11 protein-coding genes are annotated in these 11,838 nt (G+C 36.8%); 1 reads left to right on the plus strand and 10 read right to left on the minus strand.

From position 1 onward, the window contains the following. Window positions 1-82 precede the first annotated feature (82 nt). From AB8P06_RS05160 to AB8P06_RS05205, 10 genes are all read right to left on the minus strand, one after another. Window positions 83-2,209, minus strand: a complete 2,127-nt coding sequence (locus tag AB8P06_RS05160; protein ID WP_369838811.1) for a carboxy terminal-processing peptidase — start codon at window positions 2,207-2,209, stop codon at window positions 83-85. A gap of 174 nt (window positions 2,210-2,383) precedes the next feature. Next, entirely contained in the window at window positions 2,384-3,328 is a 945-nt protein-coding gene (locus AB8P06_RS05165) for an alpha/beta fold hydrolase (protein ID WP_369838814.1), read from the minus strand. A gap of 423 nt (window positions 3,329-3,751) precedes the next feature. After that, window positions 3,752-4,696 (minus strand): alpha/beta fold hydrolase, encoded by a 945-nt coding sequence (locus AB8P06_RS05170; protein WP_369838817.1) that lies wholly within the window; start codon window positions 4,694-4,696, stop codon window positions 3,752-3,754. Window positions 4,697-4,909: 213 nt separating this feature from the next. Next, window positions 4,910-5,011: a hypothetical protein gene (locus AB8P06_RS05175; RefSeq protein WP_369840036.1), complete on the minus strand. Its 102-nt coding sequence runs from the start codon at window positions 5,009-5,011 to the stop codon at window positions 4,910-4,912. A gap of 11 nt (window positions 5,012-5,022) precedes the next feature. Further along, window positions 5,023-5,427 (minus strand): tetratricopeptide repeat protein, encoded by a 405-nt coding sequence (locus AB8P06_RS05180; RefSeq protein WP_369838820.1) that lies wholly within the window; start codon window positions 5,425-5,427, stop codon window positions 5,023-5,025. Next, complete coding sequence (locus AB8P06_RS05185) at window positions 5,424-6,713, minus strand: serine hydrolase domain-containing protein (protein WP_369838822.1); 1,290 nt, start codon at window positions 6,711-6,713, stop codon at window positions 5,424-5,426. The genes AB8P06_RS05180 and AB8P06_RS05185 overlap by 4 nt, the downstream gene beginning before the upstream one ends. Before the next feature lie 548 nt (window positions 6,714-7,261). Continuing rightward, window positions 7,262-7,918 carry a LuxR C-terminal-related transcriptional regulator gene (locus AB8P06_RS05190; RefSeq protein WP_369838825.1) on the minus strand — a complete coding sequence of 219 codons (657 nt, stop codon included), beginning with the start codon at window positions 7,916-7,918 and terminating at the stop codon, window positions 7,262-7,264. Next, complete coding sequence (locus AB8P06_RS05195) at window positions 7,893-9,551, minus strand: sensor histidine kinase (protein ID WP_369838827.1); 1,659 nt, start codon at window positions 9,549-9,551, stop codon at window positions 7,893-7,895. The genes AB8P06_RS05190 and AB8P06_RS05195 overlap by 26 nt, the downstream gene beginning before the upstream one ends. Window positions 9,552-9,985: 434 nt before the next feature. Beyond that, on the minus strand, window positions 9,986-10,420 hold the full coding sequence (locus AB8P06_RS05200; RefSeq protein ID WP_369838830.1) for a RidA family protein: 435 nt from the start codon (window positions 10,418-10,420) through the stop codon (window positions 9,986-9,988). Window positions 10,421-10,644: 224 nt separating this feature from the next. Continuing rightward, entirely contained in the window at window positions 10,645-11,343 is a 699-nt protein-coding gene (locus AB8P06_RS05205) for a DEAD/DEAH box helicase (protein WP_369838833.1), read from the minus strand. Window positions 11,344-11,539: 196 nt separating this feature from the next. Here AB8P06_RS05205 and AB8P06_RS05210 point away from each other — a divergent pair, with 196 nt between their 5' ends. After that, window positions 11,540-11,680 (plus strand): hypothetical protein, encoded by a 141-nt coding sequence (locus tag AB8P06_RS05210; protein WP_369838836.1) that lies wholly within the window; start codon window positions 11,540-11,542, stop codon window positions 11,678-11,680. Window positions 11,681-11,838: the final 158 nt, after the last annotated feature.

Raw genomic sequence — 11,838 nt, forward strand, 5'->3', positions numbered from 1 at the left:
GCTTCAAAGAAGCAGTATTTTTTATGATCTGTTTTTCCTCTAAGGATAAGAGTATCTGATTTTTATTTACGAATTTTTTTAATCATGATTTTGCACTCATGTCTGCAACGATGTTCATTGCTTCCTGAAGGTAAGGATCTTTCTTAAGGTTTTTGATCCGCATTTCAGATTTTTTCCTGAATGCTTCGTCTTTTTTCTCTCTTTCAAGCTCAGTTGGAAGCATTACAAACTGAAGGCCGTTTTCAAATTTGCTTAACGCTTTGAACTTCTCGATCTGAGCTTTTCTCTGCTTCATCAATTCATTGAATTTATTGATGTTAAGGGTAATTGTTTCTTCTTTATCCAACTTTTCTCTCCATTGTGCTGACTCCAGTAACAGCTGATAATTGCTGTTTTTAGCCATTCTGTTTTCACTTGCTTTTTCCAGTGCATTAATATCAAAATAGTTCAGTTTTTTAAAGGCTGTACCCGGAGTTTTATCCCAGGCTAAAGCATAATCATCATATCTTTCCCCTACTTCTGCATAGGTAAAGAAGTCTTTCATCTGAATATCTGAAACAACTCCTTTTCTCTGGGTAGATTCTCCTGTAATCCTGTAGTATTTCTGAATCGTCAGTTTTAAAGATCCGAAGTCATCTTCGGTATTTAAGAACCTGTTTAAGTCTACAAACGTTTGTACCGTACCCTTTCCAAACGACTGTGGAGAACCAATGATCATTGCTCTTCCGTAATCCTGCATTACTCCTGCTAAAATCTCGGCAGCTGAAGCTGACAGTTCATTCTGCATGATGACTAGCGGACCTGTCCAGATCGGAGTTTCGTTTTTATTCTTTAAGGTCTGGATTTTTCCGTTTCCGTCTTTCACCTGAACATAAGGTCCTGCATTCATGAAAAGCCCCATAATATCCCCAACTTCCGTTAAAGATCCACCGCCATTATTTCTTAAATCCAAAACAATTCCTTCAATATTCTGGGATTTCAGCTTAATGATCTCATTTTTAATATCATCAGAAGCGTTTCTTCCTGAATCTTTAAAATCAGCGTTAAATTTGGGCAGATTAATAAAGCCATATTTTTTACCATCCGGAGAATTCACCAGAATACTTTTGGCGAAAGTATCTTCAATAGCCACTTCCTCACGAATCATCGTTACCTCTCTAATGGTTCCATCTTTTTTCTGAACCGTTAAAGTTACCGGAGTTCCCTTTTCCCCTCGAATAAATCTTACCGCTTCATCGGAAAGCATTCCTACCACATTTACGGCATCTTCTTGCGGTTTAGCTTTTACTTTTAAGATTTTATCGCCTTCGGAAAGCTGTTTTGATTTCCAGGCCGGAGCTCCAATCGTTAAAGCGCCCAGATAAAGATTTCCTTTTTTCTCCCGGATCATGGCTCCAATCCCGATTACTTTCCCCGTAAACTGGGTATCAAATTCTTCTTTATCTTTTGGGGAATAATAGTTGGTATGTGGATCGAAAACCTCAGTATAAGCATTCATATACACCGTAAACCATTCCATTTTTTTTCTTTTCTTGAATCTTGTAAAGGTCTCTTCTAAAAGATCTTTAACATTTTCCCTGGCTTTATTAATCTTCTGATCCTGGCTGAAAATCCGGTATTTGATAGTGTCTTTAAGCTTATATTTCTGTACGGAATCTTTCTTTTCTTTCTGTGCCTCTTCTTTACTGTTCATCGACTCAATTTCCTGAAGGATATTGTATTTGATGAATTTTTTCCACTCATTGTATTGTTCCTGCTTATTGGCAGGTACTTTTTTAAGTTTGGGTTCCAAAGTCAGGGTTTCGTCTTCTTCCAGATTGATCGGCTTGCTGAAAATATCCCGCGTAATCTGATCAACTTCATCCACTCTTTGGTATAATCTGTCAATAGTGAGCTTAGAGAAAGTTAAATCTCCAAGATTCAGATAATCATCCAGTTTTGTTTCATGTTTACTGAATTCATCCATATCCGCTTGAAGGAAATATCTTTTTCCAGGGTCTACGAGTTCGAAATAATGCCTGTAAACATCTTTTGAGTAAGGATCATTGATGGGTTTCGGGCTGTAATGTAAATAAGAAAGGGTATTCTTTACGCTCATCATTATGGTCTGCATCTTTTCATCATCATTTTTAGGTGAGGTGAAACAAAACATCAGACTCGTTAATGGAAGCAGAAACAAAAACTTATTGAGCTTAATTTTTTTTCGCATAATTCTGTAGTGTGTTTTATTATTTTTTTCAGGATAATTCTATGAGTAGAAACATTTGAATGTGTGTTACAAATTATCAAATTTAATATCACATATGCAAATTGAATATTATTTATTCAGATATCATTAATTATTTTTGATAATAAGCTTTTATTTCCTTTGCAGAATAAAAACCTATTCACTCAAAAATGTTACTGCTTTCGCTACAAACTCATCATGATTCTGGAAGAAAGCAGAGTGCCCGGAATCCGGAAAGATCAAAAGCTCTGCATGATCTAAATTTTGCTTCATATTGTGTGCGTTCTGCACAGGAATAGGAAGATCATTTTCACCATGTACGATAAGAACAGGGTTTTTAATTTTATTTAATTCTGAAAGTCCATTAGCATCAGGCTTTGCCCAGTTCAAAACAGCCGTGAACTGTGATGAAGATGAAGTATCGCTTAACAATGGGTCCCTGTCTATTGTACGAAGCTGGATTCTTGCATACGAAGCCTTCCCGTTTGCAATACTCGCCGCAGATTGGGTGAATCCGAATTTCAGGAAAAATTCTTCCGGCTCCAGTCCTTTTAATCCACCAATGATGTTGGGTAGATCAGATAGTCCTTCTGCACCCTGTGGCCCGGTACCTATTAAGATCATCTTATTAATCAGTGTTGGCCGGGATAACGCCATTCTCTGGGCAATAAAACCTCCCATTGAATATCCCATGATATTCACTTTACTCAAATGCAGGGCTTCTATAAAATCTATGGCATCATCGGCCATTGCGTGTATGGTGTTTGGGGTGGAACCTTTTGATGCACCCACGCCTCTGTTATCGAATATGATGAGCTTATATTTCCTGGCCAACCCATTGGTAACCGCAGGATGCCAATTATCCATTCCCCAGCCCAATCCCTGTATCAGCACTAAAGGGATACCTTTTTCCCTTCCCAGAATACGGTACGCAAAAGAGGTTCCTTTTACATCTATAAACCTTGTTTTAGCGGTCTGATGGTTTGCCGTAAAGGTTTCCTGAGCAGAGGTCTCACTTCTCTCTCTGCAGGATATTGTGAGTGTAGTAAAAAGCGTCAGACACAGCACGCCGGTCATAAAAATTTTTCTGATTGATCTCATTGTGTTTTATTTTTTTGTTGTGCCGTAAACTTAGCATGTATCATTTACATCCGCAAATTGTTTTTAGCCGTTTAAGATTCATAGTCTTAGTTTACAGGAAATAGTTTATGATCGGGAATAGAAAAGAGAAATCTATTTTGAATGGTTTACTTTTTAACGCAAAGATTTTAGAGCATATGTATATGTTGTGATATTGCAGGCGAGCATCCCGATCGGGTCTATAGATAGAATAAAACATACCAACAACCACAAAACCCTCCAAAAAGGAGGGCTAAGATCTGTACTAAAAGCGGTACAATCTATTATGGTATTGCAAAATTACATACCACATTTTTATAACATTATGATTCAGATCATGAGCAAAATAATAAAAAAGCTTACAGGTGATCAGTAAGCTTTTATTGTAACGGAATACAATATCTATTAATTCAGAAATGCTATTGCCCTTGCTACAAATGCATCATGATTCTGAAAGAATGAGGCATGTCCGGAATCCGGGAAGATCAAAAGCTCGGCATGATCTAAATTCTGCTTCATATTCTGTGCATTCTGTACCGATATGGGAAGATCATTCTCGCCATGTATGATAAGAACAGGGTTTTTGATTTTATTTATTTCCGTAAGTGCATTGGCATCTGGCTGTGCCCAGCTCAAAACCGCCGTAAACTGTGAGGCTGATGTAGCATCGCTAAGCGGAAGATCTCTATCTATTGTACGAAGCTGGATTCTTGCGTACGAAGCCTTCCCGGCTGCAATACTCGCCGCAGATTGTGTAAATCCGAATTTGAGGAAAGATTCTTCAGGGCTTAATCCGGCGGTGCCTGCAATAATATTTGGCAGATTAGATAATCCGATAGCTCCCATTGGCCCGGTACCGGTTAAGATCACTTTATTGATCAGGGAAGGTTGGGTTAAGACCACTCTTTGCGCCACAAAACCACCCATAGAAAAGCCCATGATATTCACTTTATTCAGGTGCAGGGCCTTTATAAAATCTATGGCATCATCAGCCATTGCCTGTACCGTATTCGGTGTAGTACCTTTTGATGCAGCCACCCCTTTATTGTCGAAGATGATCACTTTATATTTTTTAGCCAGCCCATCGGTAACGGCAGGGTCCCAATCATCCATTGAGCCCCCTAATCCGGGTAGCAATACCAAAGGAACACCGCCCTCTTTACCCAAAACACGGTATGCAAAAGAAGTTCCTTTCACGTTGATAAATTGTGTTTTAGCGGTTTGATGAGTTGCTGCGGGTATCTCCCGAACAGTGGTGATCTCGCTTTCTTCCCTGCAAGACATGGTAACTGCTGTAAAAAGCGTTAAACATAATACACCTGTAACTGAAATTTTTCTGATTGCTTTCATTGTAGTTTATTTTTGTATGATTATGGTGCAAACTTAAAACGTACAGCCAAGCCGTGCACTCAGAAAGTATTTGAACCGGACATTTTGAGAGGTCGATAAGACATTTGGGAAGGTAAAACTTTCGGGTATGGAAAGAAAAAGACTTTAAACCTGATGTCTAAAGTCTTTTATATTTGAATATCTATCCTATTAATGGATAGAGGCTATTTCTTTCTACAATTTTTTTAAAGCCCGGGCTGCGCTTTCGTTTCTGGGATTCATTTCAAGTAGCTTTTGATAGGTTTGTCTGGCCTTGTCTTTTTGCCCGGCACTCAGATAAGCCTCGCCTAAACTATCGTATGTGTTTTCGCTTTAGGGTACAATATAGTATTCACCCGGAAAACATCAATAGCTCTTGTGAAATCTTTCTGACGGAGCAATGCGTAGCCTGTACCGTTCAGGAAACCTTCAGAGAGCTGCTCATGATTGGTATCTTCCTTTTTTGCTTTCTGATAAGCTTCCACACCTTTTTCAAAATTACCGTCCAGAATCTGTTCCAGAGGTGTTTTTTCTTCTTTACCCATTACCGGGTTCTGAGACCGGATGGTTTTATCCCGTAAAACCTGTACAAGCTCTTTCTTTCCTGTCTTGTTATTTTTTTCAAACTTCACCTGGAAATTCCAATCCCGCATGGCATAGGCATTCTCTCCTACTTTGATAAGCTCTACCGGTGCTTCTACATTATTGATCATCTCAGCTTCCCTTTTTCTTTATACACCCTGAAAAAGCCATATTTATCAGACTTATAACGTCCTAAATTGTCATTTAAATCCTTTTGGTTTAATGGTAATATTGTATTTATTGGAGCCATAAAATCCGGCCATTGGTATACGATGGCTACTGAGCGGATGAGCTCATTGACAAACATCGGTTTGTTGGTATTCGTTAAGATCACAACTCCGTCACCACTGGTTTTATTTGCTGTAAAGTTGCTGGTGAAGCCTTCATTCCAACCGCCATGGGAAAAGTAAACCTGCCCATTCACTTTCTCCAGGAATACACCCAGGCCCTCAAAGGGGTCAATGAAAGGAGTGGTAAACTCGTCTGCCGTTTTCTGAGAAATGATAATACTGCTTTTGCCGCTTATTGTATTTTGAATATCGATGACAAATTTCGCATAATCTTCTGCCGTAGTCCATAAACCGGCAGCCGCCTGCTCCGGATAGTTATGATATTTTCCCTGAACTCTTGCTCCGCTCTCAGCATATGCCGTAGCAGCCAATTGGGCCAGGGCATCCGGCAGAGGCTGGGCAAAGGTGCTGTTTTTCATATTTAAAGGCTGAAGCACTTTTTCGCTCATAATGGTAGTAAAATCTTTTCCTTCAATATCCATAAGCATCTGCTGCATCACGGTATATCCACCACCTGAATACCGGAAAGGGGTTCCGGGAAGTTTATCTACAAAAACAGCCGTGGTATTGGCCGGGCTCTGCCCATTCAAAACCTGAACCGCTGTAGGAACAGGTTTACCGTTTTCATATCCGGGAAACCCACTCACTGTGAAACCTGCCGTATGGCTGACAATATTTTTGAGGGTAACTTTTTTCTCTTTAGTCCATTCATTTTCCGGAACTTTCCAGGATGTCAGATAAGTATTTACATCTGCATCCGGATTTATTTTTCCCAGCTCCACTTCTTTTAATGCGGCATAAGCACTTACCGGCTTGCTCATCGAAGCCACCTGAAATAATGTCTTTGCGGTAACCGGGGTTTTAGATTCCACATCTGCCAGACCATATGTTTTGCTCCAGATAACTTTAGAATCTTTGATAACGGCAATACTGACACCGGGAACATTGTAATACTTCATCCTGGATTCTATATTCCAGGAAGGCCCGCCTACGAACCGAACGGGAGGCAGCAACCCTGATTCCACTTTAGAAATTTCGTTTTTTAGTTGAGTATCCGTCTGCGCAGATAAAGGGTTTGATATTATTCCGAAAAGGAGTGCGATATAAAAAGGAGTTGTAACCTTCATTTGATTTAGGATTTGATTTGATAAAAATAAATAACTTTTATCATACTATCCTATGAATTTTAAGCTTAAAGACTAAAAAAAATATTAAAATAATTCCGGAAGCTTCTATTCTTGTTTTGGTGTATAGTGAGAAGTCCTGTTCACCATCCTGTTACCGTTAAGATAAAAAATCATTTAGAAATCTAAAAATAAAAAAGGAGGCGAAAGCCTCCCTTTTTTCTGTACAAAATAGCCTGAAACCTATTTTACTTCTTTATATTATATTTGTGTTTTTTAGTTTCAAGAAGTAGGCTAAAGGCCACATATACACCATTTATATAATTTTCATCATTTGCGTTTTTAGAATCATATACTCGTTTACCATACAATTAAAAGCTAAAAAACTTTTTTAATCAGGATTGGTTTCCGCTGTAATTTTTCTACGACAAAGTAACGACAATGCAAAATAAAATCACTTACAAAAGGCATAGATATATATCGATAAAAGCATAGATGTTTATCGGTAAAAAACCTGACAGAAAAAGAATGAATATCAGGAGCTGGAAAGCCTATATTTTATGATGGGTTTTGATAAGCTCGATCAGCTCAACAAGGTTTTCGATTTTGAGTTTATCAAAAATATTTTTTTTAATCGTGCTTACGGTATTCTGCTTTATATCCAGGTGATTGGCAATTTCAAGGTTTCCATATCCGTCGGCATACATTTCTGCAATCTGCAGTTCTCTTTTGGTTAAACGGCTCAGAGGATTGACTAAATCAGGATTTTGCACCAACTGCACCATTAAATCCCGGGAAACGGCAGAAAAATACTCACCTTTCCGGATAAAATGCAGGACAGCCTCTCTTATCTCTTCTTCTTCACTCAATTTGCTCAGATATCCATTGGCGCCGGCTTTAATAAATTTAAGGGCATACAGTTCTTCTTCAAGTCCTGTGAAAATCAGGATTTTAATATCAGGATTTATACTTTTAACCTTTGATATGATGCTCAGACTGTTTCCGTCCGGGAAATGGGCATCAATGACAGCCATTTCTATTCCTTTTGATTCCACCAGCTCTGCAATCTGCTGTAAGGATGAGGTATGATAAATGGTAGCATCTGGAACAAGATCACTGATAATGATCTCCATGCCTTGCCGCACAATGCTGTGATCGTCTGCTAAAAGAAACACGATCTCTCTATTTTCCAAGGGTAGCTTTATCATTATTACTGGTATTTAAATTGATCCTGAATGATACTTTTGTTCCTTTATACAGCTTACTTGAGACTGAGATCTCACCGTTGAAAAGCTCTACAATTTCTTTACACAAGCTTAATCCCAGACCTGCTCCAAGATTATCGATTTCGTCAGAGATCATTCCCTGGTAATAAGGCTCAAAAATTTTACCTACATCAGATTCCGATATTCCGATTCCTGTATCGCTTATGATGACTTCCAGAGAAATTTTGTTATCTCCAATCATTTCAATGTTCATGGCAAGATCAATCTGCCCGTTTTCTGTAAATTTATTGGCGTTTCCCAGGATATTCATAAATAGCTGGTTGATTTTTATATTGTCTGTATTCACAAGTATACCCGCGGGTATTCCATCTGTGACTACAAATTTATTTTTCCTTGTTTCTATGTAAGGCGTAATAGCAGTCACAATAGAACCGATCTCATCTTTAAGATTGAAAACCGTATTGACGAGTTTTTTATCAGCATCCTGGTTTTTGGTATATTCCAGGATCTGGTTAGATTGTATCAGTAATGTACTGTTGGTAAATTTTATCGATTTAAGGTAATCTTTTATGGTATCATCTTTTGTCGTCCGATTGATCTTGTCAATAAAAATATTAATGATTTTTAATGGTGATCTTAACTCATGACTCAGCATTCCCAGGATTCTGTTTTTGAAATTAAGGTTCTTTTTAATTTCATTATTGGCAGCATTCAGTTTCCGTTCGTAGATAAAGGCAACTCTTGTGAAATACATGATCAGAATTGATACGATGAACATTAGGATCATTAGCCCAAGTACCAGGTACGTTCTGATTTTATTATTAATTGAGCTTTGTTTGTTGTATTCTTTTTCTAATTCTGACTGAAAGTCTTTAATAGCGTTTTCATATACTCCTATCAACCCGTTACTGTACACCAATAATTTGCTGAAGCTATTGTAAAATTTAATATTGTCCCGCTGATTCTGGGCAGCGTATACCTGATATTTCTTAACTTCAGTTGCATAATGCTTATCCATCGATTTTATCGCCTTGGTCATCTCAGCTTTGGCATTGGAAAGATCTGCCGTTTTATTATTTGTTAAAGTAATGACGGTACTTTCTTTCTGTACGTTCACTTTACCGGATATGGCATCTTTTAAACGCCCCATCAGACCTTTCTTTTTAATGGTATCAGAAAAGGTATGGGTTTGTATATTCAGGTTTTCAAAATTATTCTTATACTTTTCCGGTTCATATTCCTTATCCTGTATTTTTGCAGGCGGGTTCAGAGAGTATTGGTATACGGAATCTATCAATGTTTTAAGCCTTGTAGCTTTGAATGCATCTTTTCTATGTGACTCTATATTATTTTTAAGTCTTGGATTTATATTTTCGTATTGACTTATTTTGTCAAAATTATCTTTAAGTTTTCTAAGTGACTGGAAGTAGAGTTTAAGGTCGTTATCATCATCACTTGCCATATATTTCTGAAGATAATTCTGGGCATCCACAAAGTCTTTCCTTGAATTGTCAGTCAACCCGCCCAATGCCCTGCTTTCTTCCAGTTTGTTTTTGATAAACTTCAGTTTCTTTCCATTGACAAATTCGTTGTAAAAAAAAATTGCTATAATCACCTGTATCAATAGAATACACAAGATCAGTGAGTAGTGGACAATCTTCCTCAATTTAAAATTTAAGAATTTATATTTCATATTTGTTTATCGGCTAAATTAATTTTCTGATTACTTAAGTCTTTCCGGTACTAGTTTTTAAAAAGAAATAATATGAAGCCAAAACTTTTGCAATGGGCATATATTATTTCAATAAGCAAAGTTAAAGTAATTTTTGTTTTTTTTATAATAGTAAATATCAGAGAATTAATTCTATTGCATACCAAACCCAAAGATTCTATTCTGTGTAAAAATGTTTTATAATTTTAAAACAGACATAGGTTACAAAAAAATAAAAACCCTGCTTTCATAAGCAAAGTTTATAATATTTTACGAAAAATGAAGAATCACAAAACACTGTATATAAACAGCATATACACTTATATTGTCTCCGCGAATTATTTCGGCAAATGGGCAATCAGTTCAACTTCCAGTTTTGCTTTCGGCATATACAGCCGTTGTATCTGTACCCATGTGGCTGCCGGAAAATCACCTTTGTAAAATGCTTTTCTAACATTATTATATTTTTTCATAGCTTCAATATCTGTTGTATACAAATTTTCTTTTACAACATTTTCAAATGTAGCACCATAGCTGGATAATGAGGCTTTTAAAGCGTTATAAACAGAGGTGATCCCTTCAGGGGTGATATCATTTGTTACAGCACCGGAAATGTAAAGAACATTGTCAACTTTTAAAACCTGAGTATAGCCTGCAATGGTATCTTGTTTTGACTCCTTGTTCCAATGCCATTTTTCTTTTTTAATTTTTGTTTCCTGTGAAAAAGCTTTACAGTAAACTAAAAGAAACGGGAGAAGGATGAAATATCGCATAATTGTTTAATTTAAATGTGGTATCTGCAAAAATAGCCAATATGATGAGTCGCTGATTAAAATTACAAAAAAAATGGAAGCCCCTCAAAAATAATTGAAAAGGCTTCCGTTTTAGGTGTCATTTAATATTCCAATTAATGGAAGATATAAGTTATATAACAAATAGACCATGCATCTTGATGCCTACTAAAAAATTAAGGTGACTACTGAAATGACTATGAAACTCAGCAAATCTGCGTTATTTTATCTCTTTCAAAATAGGCTGAATGCTGAATAATCTGTTCGGCAGATATACCCGGAATAACAGTAACTTCTACAGGGTTGTTTAATATTGCATCCGCAAGCTTATTTATAGCTGTTGATTTTATTGCGGAAAAAAATAATGTCTGCTTTTTGTGGGGAATTAATTTCAAAATCTTTTTTATATCATTCACAAATCCTAAGTCTAGCATTCTGTCGACCTCATCTAATACAAATATTTCAATCTTAGAAAGATCAATATGTCTTTGGGTGGACAGCTCCAGTAATCTTTCCGGAGTTGCCACAAGAATATCCACTCTGTATGCAAGAGCAGCCAGCTGGCTTCCTGCCAAAACTCCACCGAAAATTGAGAGCTGTGATAATGGCAAATATTTACTGTAGATATTCAGATTCTCTTCAATTTGAATCGCCAATTCTCGTGTCGGAGTTAATATTAAAACGCGTATTTCTTGATGTCCGGGTGTAGTTTTCTTTAGCAACTGCACAATTGGCAAAGCAAAGGCTGCCGTTTTCTCTGTCCCGGTTTGTGCAAATGCCATAATATCTTTTCCTTCTAAAATATATGGGATTGATGAGTATTGTATTTCTGTAGGTTTCGAGTAGCCGGCTTCTGTAACAGCACGCACAATCGGATTGATTAAATTTAAATTTTTAAAACTCATTATAAAACTTTACGGGTTCCGGTATTTATATTCAAAAGGCTAATAAGCAGATTTTTTTCTCCTCATCAGGTTACTTGCTTTAACTATGGCAATAATAAGCCTGTTAAGAAAATATTATTGATTAGTTCTGCAATGACAAATCATTCCTGATACAAAATAGGATTTTATAATTTAAAACCATCATCGCAAATGACTTATGGTTAAATTAGTAGCTGAGAAAGCAAAACTGAAAGAAAAAACGTTGATTTTAAACTATTACAGAATAGCAAAGGCAGAAACCTATTTTATAAATGTTTTGCAAACATACGACAATCAAACCGAATATAAGCAGATTTAACCCACTGATTATCAAAAATATATTTGTAGATTTCAAACGTAAATTGTTTGCATTGTGTGGATAATTTTAAAGCGGTGAAGATTATCCCCTTAAGCCGCAGCATATCATCCGTAAGTTCCTCACAGTTAATAATGGTAAAAATTACCTTTTTTATTATG

The organism is Chryseobacterium tongliaonense (genome assembly GCF_041224435.1).
In the GTDB taxonomy this organism is placed as follows: Bacteria; Bacteroidota; Bacteroidia; order Flavobacteriales; family Weeksellaceae; genus Chryseobacterium; species Chryseobacterium tongliaoense.